This window comes from Emticicia sp. CRIBPO (genome assembly GCF_009905725.1).
GTDB lineage: Bacteria > Bacteroidota > Bacteroidia > Cytophagales > Spirosomataceae > Leadbetterella.
Map to the genome: position 1 here is coordinate 38305 of NZ_JAAAKV010000002.1, position 21200 is coordinate 59504.

Annotated in this window: 19 protein-coding genes; 8 read left to right on the plus strand and 11 right to left on the minus strand. The window is 43.3% G+C overall.

Translation table 11 applies throughout. The features are described 5' to 3' along the window. Window positions 1–333 precede the first annotated feature (333 nt). The 3 genes from GVN16_RS04080 to cysM all read left to right on the plus strand — a co-directional run bounded on the left by GVN16_RS04080 (window position 334) and on the right by cysM (window position 3772). Window positions 334–1899 carry a glycoside hydrolase family 10 protein gene (locus tag GVN16_RS04080; RefSeq protein ID WP_166562578.1) on the plus strand — a complete coding sequence of 522 codons (1566 nt, stop codon included), beginning with the start codon at window positions 334–336 and terminating at the stop codon, window positions 1897–1899. A gap of 148 nt (window positions 1900–2047) precedes the next feature. Beyond that, on the plus strand, window positions 2048–2860 hold the full coding sequence (epsC, locus tag GVN16_RS04085) for a serine O-acetyltransferase EpsC (protein ID WP_166562579.1): 813 nt from the start codon (window positions 2048–2050) through the stop codon (window positions 2858–2860). Between the two features lie 39 nt (window positions 2861–2899). Beyond that, window positions 2900–3772 carry a cysteine synthase CysM gene (cysM, locus tag GVN16_RS04090; RefSeq protein ID WP_166562580.1) on the plus strand — a complete coding sequence of 291 codons (873 nt, stop codon included), beginning with the start codon at window positions 2900–2902 and terminating at the stop codon, window positions 3770–3772. Window positions 3773–3806: 34 nt separating this feature from the next. Here cysM and pyrE read toward each other — a convergent pair whose 3' ends face one another. After that, window positions 3807–4436: an orotate phosphoribosyltransferase gene (gene pyrE / locus GVN16_RS04095; protein ID WP_166562581.1), complete on the minus strand. Its 630-nt coding sequence runs from the start codon at window positions 4434–4436 to the stop codon at window positions 3807–3809. Window positions 4437–4475: 39 nt separating this feature from the next. Continuing rightward, a complete protein-coding gene (locus GVN16_RS04100; RefSeq protein WP_229244047.1) occupies window positions 4476–5714 on the minus strand; it encodes a hemolysin family protein in 1239 nt (412 codons plus the stop codon). A 207-nt stretch (window positions 5715–5921) separates the two neighbouring features. Between GVN16_RS04100 and GVN16_RS04105 the strand changes: the two genes are divergently transcribed. Continuing rightward, a complete protein-coding gene (locus GVN16_RS04105) occupies window positions 5922–6602 on the plus strand; it encodes an NUDIX hydrolase (RefSeq protein ID WP_166562583.1) in 681 nt (226 codons plus the stop codon). On the opposite strand, the gene coaD is transcribed toward GVN16_RS04105, so the two are convergent. The 4 genes from coaD to hisB form a co-directional block, all read right to left on the minus strand. After that, window positions 6603–7079, minus strand: a complete 477-nt coding sequence (coaD, locus tag GVN16_RS04110; protein WP_166562584.1) for a pantetheine-phosphate adenylyltransferase — start codon at window positions 7077–7079, stop codon at window positions 6603–6605. Window positions 7080–7159: 80 nt separating this feature from the next. Beyond that, window positions 7160–7561 (minus strand): biopolymer transporter ExbD, encoded by a 402-nt coding sequence (locus GVN16_RS04115; protein WP_166562585.1) that lies wholly within the window; start codon window positions 7559–7561, stop codon window positions 7160–7162. A gap of 11 nt (window positions 7562–7572) precedes the next feature. Further along, window positions 7573–8256, minus strand: coding sequence for a MotA/TolQ/ExbB proton channel family protein (locus tag GVN16_RS04120; RefSeq protein ID WP_205748782.1), 684 nt, complete (start codon window positions 8254–8256; stop codon window positions 7573–7575). Between the two features lie 106 nt (window positions 8257–8362). Continuing rightward, window positions 8363–9484: a bifunctional histidinol-phosphatase/imidazoleglycerol-phosphate dehydratase HisB gene (hisB, locus tag GVN16_RS04125; RefSeq protein WP_166562586.1), complete on the minus strand. Its 1122-nt coding sequence runs from the start codon at window positions 9482–9484 to the stop codon at window positions 8363–8365. A gap of 675 nt (window positions 9485–10159) precedes the next feature. Here hisB and GVN16_RS04130 point away from each other — a divergent pair. After that, on the plus strand, window positions 10160–11926 hold the full coding sequence (locus tag GVN16_RS04130; RefSeq protein WP_166562587.1) for a DEAD/DEAH box helicase: 1767 nt from the start codon (window positions 10160–10162) through the stop codon (window positions 11924–11926). Between the two features lie 139 nt (window positions 11927–12065). Then, complete coding sequence (locus GVN16_RS04135) at window positions 12066–12569, plus strand: hypothetical protein (protein ID WP_166562588.1); 504 nt, start codon at window positions 12066–12068, stop codon at window positions 12567–12569. Window positions 12570–12740: 171 nt separating this feature from the next. On the opposite strand, the gene GVN16_RS04140 is transcribed toward GVN16_RS04135, so the two are convergent. Then, window positions 12741–13514, minus strand: a complete 774-nt coding sequence (locus GVN16_RS04140; protein WP_166562589.1) for an endonuclease/exonuclease/phosphatase family protein — start codon at window positions 13512–13514, stop codon at window positions 12741–12743. 248 nt (window positions 13515–13762) lie between these two features. Between GVN16_RS04140 and GVN16_RS04145 the strand changes: the two genes are divergently transcribed. Next, the gene (locus tag GVN16_RS04145; protein ID WP_166562590.1) at window positions 13763–14845 is read left to right on the plus strand and encodes a Gfo/Idh/MocA family protein; all 1083 of its coding nucleotides are present in this window, start codon (window positions 13763–13765) and stop codon (window positions 14843–14845) included. 44 nt (window positions 14846–14889) lie between these two features. Here the strand turns inward: GVN16_RS04145 and mgrA are convergent, their stop codons facing one another. From mgrA to GVN16_RS04160, 3 genes are read right to left on the minus strand one after another with little or no spacing between them, the layout of a single operon-like run. Further along, window positions 14890–15879, minus strand: coding sequence for an L-glyceraldehyde 3-phosphate reductase (mgrA, locus tag GVN16_RS04150; protein WP_166562591.1), 990 nt, complete (start codon window positions 15877–15879; stop codon window positions 14890–14892). A gap of 28 nt (window positions 15880–15907) precedes the next feature. Then, window positions 15908–16894 (minus strand): aldo/keto reductase, encoded by a 987-nt coding sequence (locus GVN16_RS04155; RefSeq protein WP_166562592.1) that lies wholly within the window; start codon window positions 16892–16894, stop codon window positions 15908–15910. Between the two features lies 1 nt (window position 16895). Further along, the gene (locus tag GVN16_RS04160; protein ID WP_166562593.1) at window positions 16896–18641 is read right to left on the minus strand and encodes a glycoside hydrolase family 9 protein; all 1746 of its coding nucleotides are present in this window, start codon (window positions 18639–18641) and stop codon (window positions 16896–16898) included. Between the two features lie 346 nt (window positions 18642–18987). On the opposite strand from GVN16_RS04160, the gene htpG reads away from it, so the two are divergent. Continuing rightward, window positions 18988–20796, plus strand: coding sequence for a molecular chaperone HtpG (gene htpG / locus GVN16_RS04165; protein ID WP_166562594.1), 1809 nt, complete (start codon window positions 18988–18990; stop codon window positions 20794–20796). A gap of 55 nt (window positions 20797–20851) precedes the next feature. Here htpG and GVN16_RS04170 read toward each other — a convergent pair whose 3' ends face one another. Continuing rightward, on the minus strand, window positions 20852–21199 hold the full coding sequence (locus GVN16_RS04170; RefSeq protein ID WP_166562595.1) for a DoxX family protein: 348 nt from the start codon (window positions 21197–21199) through the stop codon (window positions 20852–20854). Window position 21200: the final 1 nt, after the last annotated feature.

Genomic DNA, 21200 nt, shown 5'->3' on the forward strand with positions numbered 1-21200 from the left:
TTTTTCCGGGCGAAGAATAATTATCTAAATCAATTAAAGATTGCGAAGCTAAAATCTGCCACAATTGAATGGACCAAGGATTTTCAATTCGGATAACAAAAGTAATAAAAAATACGATTCACATAAATTTTTATATTCTTTTTTAGCAATTAAGAACGGCTTTGTTATCCGCTGCTTTCAGCTGGGTAGTAAAAACCGGGATGTGAATAAAAATAAATCCCTGCTTAAACACCTTCTTAACGCTCCGGCCCGTTTATAATTATCAATATCAACAGTATAATCTCACGGAATTATGCTTAACTTTAAATATCAATCGGCTTTTAAATCCTGTTTATGTTCTCAAAAAATACCATTTACCTTCTTTTGCTGGCCGTTCTTTTCGGGCAATGTTCTCCCAAATCATCCAAAAACAAACGCATTCAACATGCTGAAATAACCTCTCCGAAACGCGAGTTCAGGGCTGCCTGGATAGCCACCGTGGCCAACATCGACTGGCCCTCCAAAAAAGGTTTGAGTTCAGACATTCAGAAAAGGGAATTTACACAGATCATCAATACATTGAACAGAACAGGCATCAATGCCGTCCTGGTCCAGGTAAGGGCCGCCTCAGACGCCCTTTATGCCAAAAGCAACGAACCCTGGTCGGAATGGCTGACCGGGAAACAGGGCCAGCCCCCGGTCCCGTTTTACGACCCCATGGAATTCATGATTGAAGAGACCCACAGCCGCGACATGGAGTTTCATGCCTGGCTCAATCTTAACCGGGGCACACACAAGGCTTCAGACGGGGTAATCGCCAAAAATCATATTACCAAAACAAAACCGGAATGGTTTCTGACCTATGACGGCCAGCAACTCTTTAATTTCGGGCTGCCCGAAGTACGGGAATACATCCTGGATATCGTGATGAACATCGTCAGAAATTATGACGTAGACGGGATCCATTTTGATGATTACTTTTATCCCTATACCGTCACCGGTCAAACCCTCAAAGACGGTGAAGCTTATCGGAGATATGGCAAAGGCTTCAACTCCATTGAAGACTGGCGTAGGAACAACCTCGACCTGCTCATTCATGACATCGGGAAAGCCATCGAAAAAGAAAAAAGATGGGTAAAATTCGGTGTCAGCCCGTTTGCTGTATGGCGAAACAAATCTGCTGATTCCGCCGGGTCAGACACCGATGGCGGGCAGCCTTCTTATGATAATTTATATGCCGATACCCGGAAATGGGCCAGGGCGGGCTGGATTGACTATATCGCTCCTCAGAACTACTTTTCTTTTGAACACGATAAAGTCCCTTATCAGCCCGCGGCAGAATGGTGGAGTCGCAATCACGGACCTCATCATCTTTATATCGGACACAGCACCTACCGTGCAGATATTCAGAGTCCGGACAGAAACTGGGCCAACCCCAACCAGATTCCCCGACAGATACAATATAACCGGAAGAACCCGGAAATCAGCGGAAGTATTTTTTACAATACTTCGTCTCTCCTCAAAAACAACCTGGGTGTGAGAGACTCCCTCGCCAGTTATTTCAGACTTCCGGCATTACTCCCGGTCATGCCATGGAAAGACAACACGCCTCCGAATGCCCCGGAAAAGCTCAGGTTAAAGAAAATATCAGATTCGGAATCTGAAATCAGTTGGAGCCTGCCTGAAAAACCGGCCCGGGACAAGGAAGATATCCGGAGGTTTATCATCTACAGGTTTGACCACGATGAAACCGCGAACCTCAGTAATCCGGCCAGGATTCTGGCCATTGTGAAAAACAACGGAGCTCTGAAATATAACGACAAAACGATCGTCAGAAAAAAGAGATATTACTATGCCATTACGGCCCTTGACCGCCTTCAGAATGAAAGTCAAAGGTCTGATTTTATTATCCTTAAGTAATATTCTGATTCAGTTAAAGAAATAAAACCGGATATTGCAGGTTATTATCTTTAGACCGGCTGCGGATTTGAAACATAATTTGCAAAACAAAGGGAACGTGGCCCGGTTTATGATTGTTAAGGACTTAATAATTTAGGGAATATACACTATGGACAGAGCATTTTTACAACATATCTTCGTGAAACACCAGGATACGGAGGCAGTGCCGCCGACCAAGGAAATTGCGGGTTGGGCATTGAAGGTCATTCGCCTTTTATATCCTCAGCAATCCAAAGATTTCTTCCCCAGCATCGATGAAATCGAAGGGGAATTCTGGAATCTGGGAAATGAATTGAAATTTATTCTCAATTCGACAGACGGTTGTAAAGATTGTGACAATGAACAGAAAATAAAGAAGTTCCAGGCGGCTATCCCTGAATTGTACCGTGTGCTCAACACCGATGTTCAGGCCATTTTATCCGGCGACCCCGCCGCTAAAAATGAATATGAAGTCATCAGGGCTTATCCGGGATTCTATGCCATCAGTTTTTACAGGCTGGCACACCTCCTGAATGACCTTGAAATATCAATCATCCCAAGGATTCTTACGGAATATGCCCACTCCAGAACAGGCATCGACATACATCCCAGTGCAGAAATCGACGAATATTTCTTCATTGATCACGGCACAGGCCTCGTGATTGGTGAGACCTCGGTCATCGGAAAACACGTCAAGCTCTACCAGGGAGTTACGCTCGGAGCCCTGAGTGTTAAAAAGTCGCTGGCCAATACCAAACGACACCCTACTGTGGAAGACAACGTGGTGATCTATTCAGGAGCCACTATTCTGGGTGGTGATACCATCATCGGGGCCAACAGTGTTATAGGCGGTAACGTCTGGCTAACCAAAAGTGTGCCTCCGGGATCAGTGGTATACCATAAGCCTGAAATAAAAGTAGTAGAAAAAGAAAGTCTGGTGTAAACTTCAGGCCAACACCTCCTCATAAGCAAAAAACATAGCATGGCAACCATTTTAGATCTGGTGGGAAATACCCCCCTTGTAGAAATCCGTAAACTGAATCCCAACCCCAAAGTTAAAATTTTCGGCAAACTCGAAGGAAACAATCCCGGCGGGAGCGTCAAAGACCGCCCTGCCCTGAATATGATCCGCAGTGCCGTTGAAAGAGGAGACATCAAACCCGGCATGAAGCTCATAGAAGCCACCAGCGGCAATACGGGCATAGCCCTGGCGATGATTGCCAGGCTATATGACCTGGAAATAGAATTGGTCATGCCATCCAACTCCACTAAGGAAAGAACGCTTACGATGGAAGCTTACGGAGCGAAGGTTACTTTACTGGACAACATCGAGGTCTGCCGCGATTACGCAGAAGAAAAATCACAATCGGATGAATTCCTGATGCTGGATCAGTTTGCCAATCCTGACAATTACATGGCCCATTACAAGACCACCGGGCCTGAAATCTGGAGAGATACAAATCAGCAGATCACGCACTTTGTATCTTCCATGGGCACCACCGGCACCATCATGGGCACATCGAAATATCTGAAAGAAGTTAATCCGGAGATACAGATCATCGGTTGTCAGCCGACAGAAGGTTCGTCTATTCCCGGCATCAGAAGATGGCCGGAAGAATACCTGCCCAAGATTTTTGATCCTTCAAGAGTAGACAGGGTGATGGACATCTCCCAGGCAGAGTCTGTTGAAATGTCGAGACAACTCGCCAGAGTTGAAGCGATATTCTGCGGGATGAGTTCAGGAGGAGCAGCCACAGCGGCCATCAGGCTGGCCAGGGAGCTTGAGAGCGGCACGATAGTCTTTATTTGCTGCGACAGAGGCGACCGCTACCTCAGCAGCGACCTCTTCGGCTAAAAGGCTCATGCCCCAAGGCATGAGCCTACGATGATCAGATCCCCCATTTGGCAGGATTCCTTCTCCATTTCTTTAAAGATTCCACATCATTGGCAGAGATGTATTCCTGCTGCAATGCTTCATCTATCAGGTAATTATAATGACTCAGGGTTACAAGCTTAACCCCTTTTTCTTCAAAATTAACGTCGGCGACTTTAAAACCATAGGTAAAAATGGCGATCATACCTACCACTTCAATACCCTGCTCTCTCAAAGCATCAACCGCCTTTAAAGAGCTCCCCCCTGTAGAGATCAGGTCTTCCAATACCACTACTTTCTGACCTTTTTCAATCTTTCCTTCTATCTGGTTCCCCATACCATGCTCTTTCGGTTTCGGGCGGACATAGGCAAAAGGAAGATTAAGAACATCAGCCACCAGAGCACCCTGGGCGATGCCGGCAGTAGCTACCCCGGCAATCAGATCTGCTTCAGGAAACTGCTTTTTAATGGCCTTAGCCAAAGCTTTCTTAATGAATGTTCTGGCCTCAGTATCAGATAAGGTGATCCTGTTGTCACAATAAATCGGCGAATTCCAGCCGGAGCTCCATTTGAAAGGCTTGTCCGGGCTTAATTTTACAGCTTTCGTTTTCAAAAGAAACGAAGCGATCTTACGTGCAGTAGTCATACAAATTTAATATAAAAGTAGTCCGTCCCGGACCGTTGGTCAATCTTCTCCCTCAGTCTTTTTGGTGACCAGGATTTTATCAATCCGGTTTTTGTCCATATCCACAATCTCGAAAAGATACTCTCCCCATTCAAAGGTATCACCGGTGTCAGGAATTTCTTTAAGTATTTCCAGTGAAAAGCCACCCATGGTGTCAAAACCACTGTACTCTTTTCGGTTTGGCAGGTCTATTTCAAACTCATTCAGGAAGTCATCAAAAGGCAAGGCTGCATCGATCAGGAAGCTTCCGTCTTCACGTTCTGTAATTTCAAATTCAAATTCATTTGTTTCAGATATATCCCCAACCAATGCATCAAGGATGTCATTCATCGTCACGATACCCTGAACGTTCCCATATTCGTCAACGATAATTCCGAAGTGAATTCTCTCTTTCTGGAATTTCTCAAGCAATTGGTACGCATGATTATTCTCAGGAACATAAAGAGGTTCTCTCAGCAACTTATCAAGGTTTTTGATCTCTTCCTCAAATGATTTACCCAGCAAATCCTTGATATAAAGCAGTCCTACCATGTCGTTGATACCGTCTTTACAAACAGGGTAAACCGAATGCTTCTTCTGGATGATCTTCTCCATGTTTTCAGACGGATCATCATCAATGTCCAGGTAAGTCACTTCGTTGATATTGGTCATCAGTGAGGTAATTCTCCTGTCTCCCAGATGAAAGACGTTCTGAACTATTTCATGCTCGATCTCCTCAATTGTACCGCCTGTGGCTCCTTCCTGCATCAGTGTTTTGATCTCTTCTTCCGTCACAGAAGTGTCGTTTTCGACCAATCCGCTTATTTTAAAGAGGATATCGGACGATTTACTCAGTAACCAGATAAATGGTGCGGTGATCTTGGAAAGCACATTCATAGGCTTCACCACAAACATGGCAATCTCTTCAGACTTCGCCATACCTATCCTTTTCGGAACAAGTTCTCCGAAAATCAATGTGAAGTAGGTAACACAAATGGTAATCACACCGACAGACAATGAGCTGGCATAAGGTTGCAGTACCGGGATTCTTTCAAAAAACGGCATGACATATTCCTTCAGCTGATCGCCTGAGTAAATACCGGTAAGAATGCTGATGAGAGTTATTCCGATTTGGACAGTTGATAAGAATCTTGCGGGAGAATTTGCTAAATCCAGAGCAGCCTGGGCTCTTTTATTTCCATTTTTGGAAGCTATTTCTAATTTGGTCTTTCGAGAGGATATCAGGGCTATTTCAGCCATTGAAAACATCCCATTCAAAATAATTAGAAAAAGAATAATTATTATTTCCATTAAGTTTGTCGGAAACTGACTTCAGTTTCCTAATGAGTTTACGGTGCAAAGAAACGAAATTAAAAAAAAAGTTTAGTCGTTTGATATAAAAAAATTATTACTTTCTAAAATATATCATACTTATTGATTTAATTTTACGCCTCAAAATTTATTTTCATGGTAATATTCGTCAACAACAAGCCCATCCACCTCGTTCAAAGTGATAAAATAAAGGTACTGAATATAAATCAATATGACGTAATTATAGACGGCAAAAATTCGGTTTTTAAGCCTTCTGTATGGTCTGGAGAGGTTTTGGTTCAAAATACGATGACTGAGAATATCACCTCGTTCTTCAAATTCGCTAAAAAGAACAGCCTTGATCACCTTTCCTCTGTTACCTTCCTGGTGAAAGACAAAGCAACGGCCAAATCTGAGATCAAACAACTTTTTAGTGTTGTCAAAGCCGCCGGAGGGATGGTTTTTAACGCCGAAGGTAAGGTCCTGATGATGAAAAGGCTCGGTTTCTGGGACTTGCCAAAAGGAAAAGCCGAGAGCGATGAAAATTCAAGACTTACGGCGATCAGGGAAGTGGAAGAAGAATGCGGCGTAAAAGTAAAGATTGATAAAAAACTATGCACTACCTGGCATACCTACCTGCTTAAAGGTAAACCCGTCATCAAACGCACCAAGTGGTATGCAATGACCCTCCTGGATGACCGCAAAATGAAGCCTCAGGCCGAGGAAGGGATTGAAGAACTGAGATGGATGACCCCGGAAGAAATGGAAGAAGCCTTAAAAATTTCTTACGCTTCTATTATCCATGTCGTTAAGTCTTCTCATCAGGCAACAGAATAATCAATCCTGTTTCTGGATGAGTTTTTCCATATTGTAAGGAATATAACCGGAAATATCAGCCCCGTATTTGTGCAGTTCTCTTACGATGGTAGAACTGATCGGGGCAAGCTCAGGTGACGTAATTAAAAATACGGTTTCCAATTCAGGAGAAAGCTGCCTGTTTACCTGGGAAATCGTATTTTCATATTCAAAATCCGTGGTATTTCTTAGCCCCCGTAGAATGAAATTCGCTCCGAAATCATCTGCCACTTTGGCCGTCAGATCATCATAATGGACGACTTTGACCCTGGGTTCATCTTTAAACGCCCCCTTGATCACCGCATCAATGACTTCTATATCAAAGTATCTCTTTTTGGTTGTATTGGTACCTATGCCGATGATGATCTCGTCAAAAACCCTGAGGCCTCGCTCAACGATATCTGCATGTCCTTTCGTAAAAGGGTCAAAAGAGCCGGGAAAAAAAGCAGTCCTTTTCATTCTTAAAGTTATTTAGTCTTAATTTACCAGAATCTGGAACAAAGAAAATAACAATTTTCAACAAACAGTAAAGAATTCGGCTATTTGCTCAATTCAGTCGCTAAAACCATCCTGATCTTCAGTCTTGCCCCCATGGCCATTACGTCCACAAGGTCCTGGATCGTCAGCGTTTGTTCAGCTCTCAGAATGACAGTAGGCTCTTCCATCTTCGCGGTAGCTTCTGCCAGACGGGCCTCCAGCTCAGGAAAAGGAATAGGCGTTTTATCTATGAAGTACTCCTTGTCTTTGGTCACGGATAAAGTAACCGGCTGCTTGCTTACGTCATGAGCCGAGTTATCAGACTTGGGTAAAAGGAGTTTAATTACATTCGGACTGCCTAAGGTAGATACAATAAGGAAAAACAACAACAGGAAGAACATGATGTCATTTAACGATGCTGTCTGTACCTCGGCTTCAAACCGGCGTTGTCTTTTGAATTTCATCTGTGTTCAGTTTAACGTACCGGTTCGTTCAATGTATCAAGAAAATCCATCACAGTAGCCTGAAGGTTAATGCTGAATTTATCGACCATCATGTTGATGGCATGATAAGCAGAGTAAGCAATCAAACCTACTACCAGTCCGGAAAAACTTGAGATCATTTTTTCGTAAAGACCGTTTGAAATGGATTCGATGGAGAAATTACCGGTAACCGATATCTCATAAAAAATCCTGATGATACCCGAAATCGTACCTACGAATCCTAAAGTAGGAGCTACACCGGCAATAAGACCCAGGTAACCCATGTTCTTTTCCATTTTCGATATCTCGAGGTTGGACTGGATTTCCATGGCACTTTCGATGTCTTTTACGGGTCTGCCGATCCTGGTAATTCCTTTTTCAAGGATCCTTGAAATCGGACGGTTGGTACCCTTGCAAAGAGAGCTCGCCGTACGGATATCACCTCTGAGGATATTATCTTTCAATGATCTCAGGAAACCGAAATCAATGGTTGAAGCATTTTTAATAAACAGGTAACGCTCAGTCATCAGGAAGAATGTGGCAAAAAGCAAAATGAGAATGGGATAAATGACCACCCCGCCTTTGAGCAACAATTCGAAATAATTAATACTTTGTGGGCTGGCTATAAGCGTCGAATCGGTCGCAGCGGGTACCTGAAGCAATATATTATTTAACATACAGAAAAGGGTATTGTTGTTTTTATGGTAATTAACTTTTATTAACTTCTAATTATTATGCAAATTAAGGATTTTTTAAAGTGATATGCATTTAAAGTCTTTTTTTTCAGAGCACTCCCTTGGTACTCGGCAAAGAATTCAGGTCACGGATATCCCTTTTTACAGCCATCTTTATCGCTTTCGCCCAGGCCTTGAAAATCGACTCGATTTTGTGATGTTCATTATCTCCTTCACACTCGATATTCAGGTTACTCTTCGAAGTATCACTGAATGATTTGAAGAAATGCATGAACATTTCAGTAGGCATCTCTCCTATTTTTTCTCTTTTAAATGAGGCGTCCCAAACCAGCCACGGGCGACCTGAGAAGTCAATAGCTACCTGTGCCAGGGCTTCATCCATCGGCAACAAAAATCCGTACCTGCTGATGCCTTTTTTGTCTCCCAGGGCTTTCAGATAAGCCTCGCCTAGAGCCAGTGCGGTGTCTTCAATTGTATGGTGTTCATCAATGTGAAGGTCGCCTTCCACTTTAATAGTCAGATCGGCACCTGAGTGCTTGGCCAGCTGATCCAGCATGTGATCAAAAAAGCCCAGGCCTGTACTGATATCGGCGTGTCCCTTACCATCAAGGTTTACTTCTACAAAAATATTGGTCTCTTTCGTTACCCGGTTAACAGAAGCCACCCTGGCCGGAAGTTTCAAAAACTCATAAATAGCGTCCCAGTCATTGGAGATCAGAGCTGTAGCTGCCTTCTGCTCATCGGTAGCGTTTTCAGATTCACTTTCGCCGATAAATATACCTTTTGCTCCCAGGTTAAGGGCTAACTGAATGTCTGTCAGACGGTCTCCGATAACATAAGAATTGGCAAGGTCATATTCTCCGTTAAAAAACTCCGTCAGAAGCCCTGTCCGCGGCTTACGCGTCGGAGCATTTTCATGTTCAAAAGTCCTGTCGATAAACACCTGGCTGAAACGGATATTTTCACCTTCAAGGGTTTTCATCATTTTCTGCTGAGCCGGCCAGAAGGTATCTTCCGGAAAAGAATCTGTTCCGAGACCATCCTGATTAGTCACCATGACCAACTGATAATCAGTCTCTTCTGCAATTTTGCGAAGATTGGAAAGTACTTTTGGAAGGAATTCCAGTTTTTCAAGAGAATCTACCTGGAAATCCAGAGGGGGCTCAACGATAATGGTGCCGTCACGATCAATGAATAAGACTTTTTGCATGCTTTGGTTTATATTTCCCTAATTATTTTTTTGCAAAACTAAAATTTTAAAAGCGATTTCGGGAAATTAAATCCGAATAAGTTTTAGTAAACAGGGGAAAACGAAAAAAGGGAAAACGAAAATGCGGGAGTTTCCGGCAGTAAGTCTGAAAAACGGGAAGGTGAGATTTAACCGGTAAACCGGCACTGTTTCTTATCGATTTTCCAGTGGGTTCGCCCCTGTAAATCACTGCTTTACGCCCACATTCATTCAAAAAATCAGTCCTTTACCGTCTCGTTATTCTTCATTTTCATCAAACACCCGGAATCTGACGGCCGAAATCTGCCCAGAAAAAGAACCCTAGCAAAACATCATTTGGATTTTTTTTATGAAAAATGTAAAATAACAATTAATTTTAAAGATTTGGGATATTTCACACCACTATTTTCAGAATATTATTTTGTATTAGAAAATAAAGAGGTATCTTTGCAAAGTTTTTAATCGAACGCATCCGTTCGAGACTCTGCAAATGGTAAATCGTCTTAAAAGATAAGGCCCTTTTATCCCCATTTTCCCTTCAGAGCAGGCAGCGGATGAATCCGTGATGTTCACGTAAGGGCGTATCGCAATCGCCTCAATTTATTTATTATTTAAGCAATTTTGGACGAAAGCGAAGCGTCCAATCCAAGATTTTTTATGCAAACTTTAAAGTTTAATGAACTTCCTGTGTCTGAATTTATTCTTAACGCAGTAGAAGAAATGGGTTTTGATGAAACCACGCCGATTCAAGCCGCCGCTATTCCTTTGATTTTAACCGGAAGAGACGTCATCGGACAAGCTCAGACCGGTACCGGTAAAACTGCCGCTTTTGGTATTCCCGCTATTGAGCACGTAGAAGTTGAAAATCGCAGCACCCAGGTATTGATCATGTGTCCTACCCGTGAACTTGCACTTCAGGTAAAAGAGCAGATCCAGAAATTAGCCAAATTCAAAAAAGGACTTCTTGTAACAGCTATTTATGGTGGAGAGTCTTACGAAAAACAATTCCTTGCCCTTAAAAGAGGTTCGCAGATTGTTGTAGGTACTCCCGGCCGTATCATGGACCACATCGACCGTAAGACCCTGAAACTGGAAGACATTTCAATGGTAGTATTGGATGAGGCAGATGAAATGCTGAACATGGGCTTCAGAGAAGATATTGAAAAAATCCTTTCTTATGCTCCGGACGAAAGACAAACAGTGTTGTTTTCGGCAACGATGTCAAAAGAAATCCTGAACATTACCAAGAAATTCCAGAAAAACCCTGAAATCATCAAAGTGACCCGCAAGGAGATCACCAACGATAATATTGAGCAGGCTTATTTCTCTGTAAGAAGAGAAGCTAAGTTTGAAGTGATGACCCGTCTGATAGATGTACATGATCTTAAGCAGATCATTGTATTCTGTAATACCAAGTCAAAAGTGGACGAGGTCGTTGAAGAGCTTCAGGTGAAAGGTTACGCAGCAGAAGGATTGCACGGTGACTTGCGTCAGACTGCCAGAAACCAGGTCATGAGCAAATTCCGTAGCGGAAACACCACTATCCTTGTAGCCACTGACGTTGCCGCCAGAGGTATTGACGTGAGCGGTATTGATGCCGTATTCAACTTTGACCTTCCGATGGACCTTGAATATTATGTACACCGTATCGGTCGTACAGGTCGTGCAGGTAAATTGGGTAAAGCCTTCTTATTTGTATCAGGAAGAGACAGATCAAGACTGAGAGAACTGGAAAACTACACTAAAGTTGCCATCACTCAGGGTAAGATCCCTACTTTCAAAGATATGATGGAAGTACGTCAGACCAGGTTTATGGAAAAAATCAAAGCGAACATTTCTGAAGAAGGAAATGAAGTTTTCGAAGATATCGTTGACAAACTGAAAGGTGAAGGATATTACACTCACCACATTCTTTCAGCTCTTTTGAGAATGCAGATCGGTAACCAAACCGAGCCTGCAATGAGAGATGAAGATCTTTCAGACGAAAGAAGAGGTGACAGAAGACCAGCCGGAAGAGATTCAAGAGATGGCAGAAACAGCGGCGGAAGAAGCAGAGGTTTCGAAAGCCGTGGTGAGTTCCGTCCTGAAGGTCGTGGCGGCGAACGTGGTTTTGACCGTGGCGGCGACAGAGCAGGTTTTGCTCCGAGACGCAACGCCGGTGGTGCTCCGGGAGCTGGTTCAGGCGAGCCGGGTATGGTGAGATTGTTCATCAGCTTGGGTCGTAAAGACAACGTATCTCCAAATCACATCGTTGGAGCCATCGCTTCAGAAGCCAGAATCCCTGGCCGTGTGATCGGACAAATTGATATGTATGACAAATTCAGCTTTGTTGAAGTACCACAAAAAGATGTAGATAAAGTGATCCAGGGCATGAGAGGTAAAACAATCAACGCCAGAGAAGCCAGCATCGAAGTAGCGAAATAATACTGAAGATAGTATGATATGGAAAGCGTGTAACCTGGAGGTTGCACGCTTTTTTGTTTTTTTAATTACTTAAAATTTTGCAAACATTAAATTCTTCCGGCAGTATTGCTTAAATTGTAGTAAAATACACCCTTTTACTATGAAAAAATTATTCTTACTCCTGTTTATCTTATTCCATTTTGATTCAATAGCCAGTGATTCACTGACTGTAAAGAAAAATGTTCTTTCAGTAGATCTGATAGCTCCTCCCTTATTTTCAATCAATTACTACAGGACATTGAGCAACAAGAATTTTAAAAGCTCGGCCAGATTCGGGATATCCTTGCATGATGCCCTTATTTTGGGTTATTCTGCTGAATTTGGGAAACGTCAGAATCGCTTTCAGACCGAAATTATACTTGTTAATCAATACTCCTTTGGAAAATTTTACAAAGAGATGGGCCCTGGTTACAAAAGGCTGACTACTATCGGCATTCCTCTCTTTTCCTATAAAAGATTGAATAAAAGGCAAAATTTATTTATTAAGGCTACATTCCAGCCCCTTACTTTGTATTTGAGAGGTAATGATTCAGATACTCCACTTATTCAACCGATTGATTCTCCGCTTTTTCTATTCGGGGTTGGTGCAGGTTTCGAATTTTAATCATGAAAGTAGTTTTATTGTAACCGATCTTTTTGCACTCCTGTATTTCCATACGGGAGCTTCCCATCCAACAGCTTAATCATACTCAGAAGGTTTTACCATCTGCCGAATCGTTTCTACCGGAAAAAGCAAAGATGTGCTCAACGAAAAACTGGGTGGCGGATACCGACTTTAATATTTCATTACCCCGTAAACAGGTACGTGGTCAGACGCCAGCGACTGCAGGGTTTTGATTTCCTTTACTTTCCAGCGATGATTTTTGGACAAAAAGATATAATCGATCCTGTTTTTCGGAGCTTCTGACGGATAAGTATTTTCCGGATGTCCGGCTATCACCGCCATATCATAAAAATGTTTTGTAATAAACTGATATTCTTCCGAATCAGGGCGGAAATTAAAGTCTCCCGCCAGCACCATGGGTAATTTCTCTTTCTCATAGTAGGCCACAATGGCCCCGAGCTGTGCCAGGCGGTTAGCTACATGCTGATGACAAAGGTGCGTTCCGGCCAGAATCAGTTTCTTTTTACCCGATTCATCCTTTACTCCGATAAGTGCTCTCCCCTCTCCCCCGCTCGGAACAGGCAATGATAAGCGGATGATCTCAGACGGATTCTTAGTCAAAATGCCTTCTCCATAACCTCCGTCACTGAAGTCGATGGCCTTGGCAAAGTAACCGTTCCGGTTGGTTACCCCACCCAGTGCCCTGGCAATATCCACTTTCTTTCCGTTACTAAAAGTGGCCGTCCGGTTGGTCATGCTGTCCACTTCCTGGAGAAAAACCACGTCAGGATCAAGATTTTTTATCAGGGTTGAGACTTCCTCCTGGTTGCTCTGTCCCTTTTTATATGGACTTTCCCCATGATAAATATTATAAGTCAGTACAGAAAGTGATGAAGAACAGGAGCAAGCCATTATGGCGAGAGCTAAGAACACTAAATATCTCATAGTATTTCGATGTTTGTTTAATCAGGTTGACATAAGTGATGAAAAATAAAGAAACAAAGTGAGAATCCGTCTTTCGGGCTGATTTTATTTTTTCAATGGTTCATAAGTTTTGAGATTCGCACAAGTTGTGACGGTCTACCTGCTCTTCTCGTCCGGGTATTATTAAAATAATTTAAAAACCTTCTTCAGAATTCTTGACAAAAATCGTATCTTTGAGAAATAATCATAATTTTTCAGCCTGAAATTATATGTCAAATACTCATTCTCCAGTACGTGTTTTAGTAGTTGGTTGTGGCAATATGGGAGCGTCCCATGCTACGGCTTATCATACATCAGAGGGTTTTACCATCTGCGGAATTGTCTCTACCGGAAAAAGCAAAGAAGTGCTCAACGAAAAACTGGGTGGCGGATACCCGCTTTTCTCTGATTATACAGAAGCCCTGGCTGCTACAAAGCCGGATGCCGTTTGTATTTCTACCTACCCGGACACCCACGAGGAATTTGCCATCAAAGCCCTGGAAGCAGGAGCTCACGTATTTATAGAAAAACCCCTTGCCGATACCGTTGAGGGATCGATAAGAGTAGTGGAAGCAGCCAAAAAAGCCAATAAAAAAGTAGTGGTCGGATATATACTCAGACACCATCCTTCATGGGAGAAGTTCGTTGAACTGTCGCACCAGCTTGGCAAACCTTTGGTGATGAGAATGAACCTCAACCAGCAAAGTCACGGCGTGATGTGGGATGTGCACCGTAACCTCATGAAAAGCCTCAGCCCTATCGTCGATTGTGGTGTTCACTACATAGATATTATGTGTATGATGACCCGCTCCAAGCCGCTGCAGGTGACTGCGATCGGTGCCAGGATGACCGACGATATCCCTGAAGACAATTACAACTATGGTCAGCTGCAAATCCGTTTTGAAGACGGCTCAGTGGGCTGGTATGAAGCCGGATGGGGCCCGATGATGAGCGAGACCGCTTTCTTTGTGAAGGATGTGATCGGACCGAAAGGTTGTGTATCCATTGTGGCTAAAGAAGCCGGAGCTTCCGGAAAATCAGATAATGTGGATTCCCACACCAAGACCGAATCGCTGAGGTTCCACCATGCGGATATCAACGAGAAAAATGAGTTTATCAAACAAGACGAATGGATCAATCTGACCGATGAACCGGATCACCAGGAGTTGTGTAACAGAGAACAAAAATATTTCCTGAAAGCCATTACCGAAGACATCGACCTGACAGACCACCTGGCGGATGCGGTCAACAGTCTTAAAATTGCTTTTGCCTGTGATGAATCGGTGAGAACCGGACAGGTAGTTAAGGTTTGATTTTTTGTAGGCCCGTGCCTCGAAGCTCGGGCCTACAAAAAAAATTATGCTAAAATATCTTCGATATTTTTCAATTCCGAGTCATCAAAAGCCAGATTATTCAGACTCTTAAGCGAATCCTGCAGCTGCGTTACCCTGCTGGCACCAATCAAAACAGAAGTCACCCTGCTGTCTTTCAATAACCACGCTAAGGCCATCTGAGCAAGCGTCTGTCCTCTTCCAACCGCAAGGTCATTCAACTTCCTGATTTTGGCAACTACCTCATCACTTACCTGGTCTTTTTGAAGGAATCCATGGTCTTTGGCAGCTCTTGAATCGGCCGGAATGCCTTTCAGGTATTTGTCGGTCAATAAACCTTGTGCCAACGGAGAGAACGGAATACATCCCACACCATTTTCACCCAGAACATCCATCAAACCACCCTCAACCCATCTCTCAAACATAGAATATTTAGGCTGGTGAATCAGACAGGGAGTTCCCAGGCCTTTCAAAATACTGATGGCTTTGGCTGTATCTTCCGCACTGTAATTGGATACGCCTACATAAAGAGCCTTACCTTGTCTTACCATCAGGTCCAGGGCACCCATCGTTTCTTCAAGAGGAGTGTCAGGATCAGGACGGTGCGAATAGAAAATATCGAAATAATCAAGTCCCGTACGCTTGAGGCTCTGGTCAAGACTGGCAATCAGGTATTTTTTAGAACCCCATTCGCCGTAAGGCCCGGGCCACATATGATACCCTGCCTTGCTTGAGATAATCAGCTCGTCACGGTAAGGCAAAAAGTCTTTTTTCAGAATGGAGCCGAAGTTCTCTTCTGCCGAGCCCGGAGGGGGGCCATAATTATTGGCCAGGTCAAAATGCGTAATGCCCGCATCAAAGGCTACTTTTAATATATCGCGGTAATTTTCATAGACGTCTACTCCGCCGAAATTATGCCAAAGGCCTAAAGAAATAGCCGGTAATTGTATTCCGCTTTTTCCGCAGCGACGGTAAGTCATGGAAGAATACCTTTCCGGATTTGCTAAATAAGTCATTGTTTATCAGTTTAATTTAAATGTTGAATTACCACCAGTGATGTATCGTTGCCTTGAAATACTTGTCGTATATCTTCTTCACCCCATCCATTTCTGCTTCTGACAAAGGTGCCAGCTCCAGGGCATCAAAATTGGTTTTTACCTGGACTTCTCCTGACGCTCCCGGAATTACGCAGGAAACATCGGTAAACATCAGGATCCATTTAAGAGCGAGGGCCGCCAGCGGGGCATTCTCTCCAAAAAGCTCTTTTAGTTCTCCTACCGCTTGTAGTCCTGTTTCATAATCAATACCTGAAAAAGTCTCTCCTTTATCAAATTTCTCCCCATTACGGTTGAACTGGCGGTGATCTCCTGCAGTAAAAACAGAACCGGTCGAAAATTTACCGGTAAGCAAGCCGCTGGCCAAAGGCACCCGGGCAATCACCCCGACATTCTTTTTGCGGGCCTGCTCAAAAAACAAGCCGGACGGCCGCTGCCTGAACATGTTAAAAATGATCTGGACAGAGGTCACATTATCAAATTCAATGCCTTTTAATCCCTCTTCCACTTTTTCAACACTGATTCCCAGGTTCTTTATCTTCCCTTCTTCTTTAAGCCTGTCAAACAACTCAAATATCTCAGGGCGGTAATACACCTGTGTCGGCGGACAGTGGAGCTGAATCAGGTCAATCGTTTCCAGGCCCATATTCTTCAGGCTACCTTCCACAAACTTTCTCAATACATCCGGCTGATAGGCCTCACTGATATGCGGGCTCAGTTGCCGGCCGCACTTGGTAGCCACAAAAATCTCCTCCGATCTTGATTTTACAAATTTACCGACCGCTTTTTCACTTTCACCATCTCCGTAAACATCCGCCGTGTCTATAAAATTAACTCCGCCGTCTACGGCTTCGTTTAATATCCTTTCAGCCAGGTGGTGGTCGAATGGCTCTCCCCACTTTCCTCCTACCTGCCAGGTACCAAGGCTGATTTCTGATATTTTAAGTCCAGTTTTTCCTAAAAATCTGTAGTTCATATTATTTTTTATTAAGTGCCTCTATCGCAGCGGCTAAATAGGCCATAGGAGCATTCCAGTTGATCGCAATTTCATTTGAGGCATAGGAACAGTCATCGTCCGTAAAACACTCGTCCGGTACATCAGAAGTATAAGTGGTACACTTGTCCTGTTTACCGGGATTAGGCCCGCCGGAAAGCAAACCCGGAACGGGATCATTCACCCCGTCAGCAATAGAAGGTCTGTGATGGGGATGCATGACTTTTTTAGAACCAAATCCGGTCAGGAAATTATACGCGGTACCGTTCCGGCCCATCAGGTAATCCAGGTTATCAATGGCCTGATTGAGGTACAGCTCATTTTTTGTCAGCTGATAAGCCTGAATCAGGGCGACTCCCTGGTTGGCGGCTACAGAGCTGCTCCCCCAGCTGAAATCCCTGGCTATTTTACCCATGGGTGTATTAAGATAATGTTTTTCGGTATCCTTGGTCAGCCTGTCGGCCAGTTCGGTCACTTTTTTGATCACCACCGGTATATCATTTTTTGCCGGCCCTTTACTCAGCTGGTCTTTAAACCTGGACATGGAATAGTAAGCCAAAGTCTGCACATTCGGCCAGGAGGGCACATTCAGAAATACGTTGGGCGAAACTTTAATATCTTCATAATAAGTCTTGTCTCCGGTAGTAATCAATAACTCCGCCGCAGCCCAGCTCCATTCATCCAGGAAATTCTTATCACCATATCCCCCCGTCACAATTTTCGGGGCAAAGGTCTTATTCATTTCATCCTGGTTATATTCCAGGGCAGGGTTCTGTTTTGCCCATTTCCAGGCCAGCTGAGAGGCTTTCAGACAGGAATCAGAAAGGCCGGGCAAAGCAGTTTCATAAGCCTTAAAAACCCTTGAGGCCTGTGCTGTAACCGCCGCAAAATCAAGAGCTGCGGCCGTTCCTTTCTGCACCACATATCTTTTATTCAGGGTTTCGTGGGGCATGATCATCCCGTCAAAACCCGGATTTGTCAGTTTGTTGTACACTCCCCCGTCTTCCGGGTCCTGCATGGTAAGCATCCAGCGTAAATTCCATAAAACCTCGTCCAGCAAATCAGGAATTTTATTGCCGCTCTCAGGGATATTCAAATCCAGGGTTTTCGAAAAAGCAGGAAAATCTTCGTACAAGGAGAGCAATGTCCCCATCGTAATACCCGAATTGACAATGTATTTGTTGTAATCACCGGCATCCAGCCAGCCTCCCGGACTGGAGATTTTCGTCCCCTCAGGCCGTTTTTCTGTAGCAGCAGAGCCGTGAATATAGACTTTGGTATCAGGATTCCCGGCGGGTCTGGCCCACTGTCCGGCATATTTGGCTTCCAGGGGTATGCCCAGTCTTTGGAAATAAAAGCCTTTTATGGAAGCTTTAGCTACTTCTTTATGGACTTCAGTCCTGATCTCAAAACTATAGGATTTACCCAGGGCAGGCACTTCGACATAGTAGGTACCCGCCTTTTTGACAGCGGAGAAATCAGCAATTTTGGTGTACTTATCTGAAAACGGCGACTTTCTCTTTTCGCTCAGCTTACCTCTGAAAACCGTCTTGTTGTCTTTTTTTGATTTCACCGCAAAATTCATGGCGTCCGAATTTACGATCACGGCCATTTTAGGTTTATCAGGATAAAAACCTACCTGGTTTATCAAAATTCTTTCTTGCGGAGACTGAGCAAAAACAGATGAAAAACATAGAAAAAGCAGAACCGGACCTAGTACTTTTCGCATGTAATTAATTATTTTCAAAACAAACTCCTGACTTTTGTACTCAAAATAAAATCCAAAAGAAAACCTCAGGATTCATCTGTGCCCGGTCAGAATAAGTATGTTTTAAGGATGAATAAATGTTTAACTGACAAATATAGCGAAGTAATCACAAAATGGCCGGAATATACGACACAGAATTCACTGAAAATATCAGAAAAATAATTATACCCTGCCGGAAAAAACTATTGTCATTTCAAGAGGCTTGAATTCTTCCGGATTATGACAATCTGTCAGCAATCTGCCGTTTGGAATGCCGTTTGATAGTATCCGTCTGTTGAAGTTTCACAGTTTTAAAAAAATATATAAAATGGTTACAGAAAAAGGTACGATTTCGATTAACACGGAGAACATTTTTCCTATAATTAAAAAATTCCTTTATTCAGACAATGAGATTTTTCTTCGCGAATTAGTCTCAAACGCAGTTGACGCCACTCAAAAACTTAAAAAATTGTCTTCATTAGGACAATTTGACGGAGAACTGGGCGACCTTAAGATCAAGGTTTCTGTAGATAAAGAAAACAAAACCATCACTATCTCCGACAAAGGCCTCGGTATGACGGCTGACGAGATCAAAAAATACATCAACCAGATTGCTTTTTCTGGAGCCAAGGAGTTTTTGGAAAAATACAAAGACGAAAGTGACAAAACGCAGATCATCGGACAGTTTGGTCTGGGCTTCTATTCAGCCTACATGGTAGCCAAAGAGGTCGAAATCATCACCAAATCGTACCAGGATGCTCCCGCAGCCCGCTGGATTTGTGACGGTAGTACGGCGTTCGAAATTTCTGAATCAGACAGAACCGAAAGAGGAACCGATATCATTCTTCATATCGCTGAAGATTCTGAAGAGTTCCTCGAAGAATCAAAACTGGAGCAAATTCTTGAAAAATACGGCAAATTCCTTCCTGTAGAGATTGAATTCAACGAAAAAGTTATTAATAATCCGAACCCTGTCTGGGTTAAGCCTCCTTCTGAACTGACTGACGAAGACTACCTGGCTTTCTACAAAGAACTTTACCCTTACGGTGAAGATCCTTTGTTCTGGATTCACCTGAACGTAGACTACCCTTTCAATCTGACAGGAGTACTGTACTTCCCTAAAATCAAAAAGGATTTCCAGCTTAACCGTGAGAAAATCCAGTTGTACAGCCGCCAGGTATTTATTACAGATGACGTAAAAGATGTTGTCCCTGAATTCCTTCAGTTGCTTCATGGGGTGATCGATTCACCGGACATTCCTTTGAACGTGTCGAGGAGTTATCTTCAGGCTGATGGCAATGTAAAAAGAATCAACTCGCACATCACTAAAAAAGTGGCTGATAAACTTCATGAACTTTTCAATAATGACAGAAAAGCATTTGAAGACAAATGGGAAAGTATCGGTCTGTTTGTTAAATACGGTGTTATTTCGGATGAGAAATTCTATGACAGGGCCAAGGACTTTATCTTACTGAAAAATGTTGATGATCAATATTTCACGATAGAAGAATATAAAACCAAACTGGAAGCCAATCAGAAAGACAAAGACGGCAACCTGGTAGGTTTGTATGCGAGTGACAAAGCCAAACAGGACGCTTACATCAGCGGAGCCAAAAAACGCGAATTTGATGTCATTATCTTTGACGACGTGCTTGATTCTCACTTTATCAATACGATTGAATCTAAAATTGAGAAATTCAGCTTTAAACGTGTGGATGCAGACACCTTCGAAAAACTGATCGACAAAGGCCTTAAGTCGGAAAGTGTTCTGAGCGAAGATGAGAAGAAAAAAGTAGAAGAAACTTTCAAAGAACTGGTGGGGACCAACATCGTACAAATTGAAGCTTTACCGACTGACGAACTTCCTGTGAGCATTGTCATGCCTGAGTTTATGCGTCGCTGGCAGGATATGTCCAAAGTGAACGGACAAGCCGGAATGTTTGGTTCTATGCCGGTTACTTACAATCTTGTAGTGAACGGCAACCACCCGCTGATCGGCAAAATTGCCAACGAAGAAAATGAAGAGGTCAGAAAGAGTCTTTCCAAACAATTGCATGATCTGGCCTTATTGTCACAAGGCATGCTGAGCGGAAATGACCTGACCAGGTTTATCGAAAGAACTGTAGGGACACTATAATTTTTGTGTGGGTTCGTGCCTCGAGGCACGAACCCACACAAAATACAACAAAAAATCAGATATAAAGATAAGCCCACCAGACCAGTACAAACTGAAGCGGAAGACGCCCCCATTTGATCCAGGCAGGGACTTTATGAAATCTTTCTGAAGTAGCCATGTAAACATTCGCCGGGAAAACAGCCACCAGCAAAAATATAATACCATAAGCCGAAAAGCTCCTGGAAGGCTCAAACAACAAACCCACACCCAGCAGTACTTCTGCCAGCCCGCTTACCCAGACCGCCGTTTTATGAAAAGGAAAATAGGGCGGCATAATTTTCAGGTAAAACCCGGGATTGACAAAGTGATAAACTCCCGCAGCTATATAAAAAACCGCCATGATATAAAGAGGAATTTGCTCCATA

Excerpts from the sequence above, each read along its gene's own strand:
- GVN16_RS04080 (WP_166562578.1), top strand. The coding sequence starts at position 334 with ATGTTCTCAAAAAATACCATTTACCTTCTTTTGCTGGCCGTTCTTTTC.
- epsC (WP_166562579.1), top strand. The coding sequence starts at position 2,048 with ATGGACAGAGCATTTTTACAACATATCTTCGTGAAACACCAGGATACG.
- cysM (WP_166562580.1), top strand. The coding sequence starts at position 2,900 with ATGGCAACCATTTTAGATCTGGTGGGAAATACCCCCCTTGTAGAAATC.
- pyrE (WP_166562581.1), bottom strand. The coding sequence starts at position 4,436 with ATGACTACTGCACGTAAGATCGCTTCGTTTCTTTTGAAAACGAAAGCT.
- GVN16_RS04100 (WP_229244047.1), bottom strand. The coding sequence starts at position 5,714 with ATGGCTGAAATAGCCCTGATATCCTCTCGAAAGACCAAATTAGAAATA.
- GVN16_RS04105 (WP_166562583.1), top strand. The coding sequence starts at position 5,922 with ATGGTAATATTCGTCAACAACAAGCCCATCCACCTCGTTCAAAGTGAT.
- coaD (WP_166562584.1), bottom strand. The coding sequence starts at position 7,079 with ATGAAAAGGACTGCTTTTTTTCCCGGCTCTTTTGACCCTTTTACGAAA.
- GVN16_RS04115 (WP_166562585.1), bottom strand. The coding sequence starts at position 7,561 with ATGAAATTCAAAAGACAACGCCGGTTTGAAGCCGAGGTACAGACAGCA.
- GVN16_RS04120 (WP_205748782.1), bottom strand. The coding sequence starts at position 8,256 with ATGTTAAATAATATATTGCTTCAGGTACCCGCTGCGACCGATTCGACG.
- hisB (WP_166562586.1), bottom strand. The coding sequence starts at position 9,484 with ATGCAAAAAGTCTTATTCATTGATCGTGACGGCACCATTATCGTTGAG.
- GVN16_RS04130 (WP_166562587.1), top strand. The coding sequence starts at position 10,160 with ATGCAAACTTTAAAGTTTAATGAACTTCCTGTGTCTGAATTTATTCTT.
- GVN16_RS04135 (WP_166562588.1), top strand. The coding sequence starts at position 12,066 with ATGAAAAAATTATTCTTACTCCTGTTTATCTTATTCCATTTTGATTCA.
- GVN16_RS04140 (WP_166562589.1), bottom strand. The coding sequence starts at position 13,514 with ATGAGATATTTAGTGTTCTTAGCTCTCGCCATAATGGCTTGCTCCTGT.
- GVN16_RS04145 (WP_166562590.1), top strand. The coding sequence starts at position 13,763 with ATGTCAAATACTCATTCTCCAGTACGTGTTTTAGTAGTTGGTTGTGGC.
- mgrA (WP_166562591.1), bottom strand. The coding sequence starts at position 15,879 with ATGACTTATTTAGCAAATCCGGAAAGGTATTCTTCCATGACTTACCGT.
- GVN16_RS04155 (WP_166562592.1), bottom strand. The coding sequence starts at position 16,894 with ATGAACTACAGATTTTTAGGAAAAACTGGACTTAAAATATCAGAAATC.
- GVN16_RS04160 (WP_166562593.1), bottom strand. The coding sequence starts at position 18,641 with ATGCGAAAAGTACTAGGTCCGGTTCTGCTTTTTCTATGTTTTTCATCT.
- htpG (WP_166562594.1), top strand. The coding sequence starts at position 18,988 with ATGGTTACAGAAAAAGGTACGATTTCGATTAACACGGAGAACATTTTT.
- GVN16_RS04170 (WP_166562595.1), bottom strand. The coding sequence starts at position 21,199 with ATGGAGCAAATTCCTCTTTATATCATGGCGGTTTTTTATATAGCTGCG.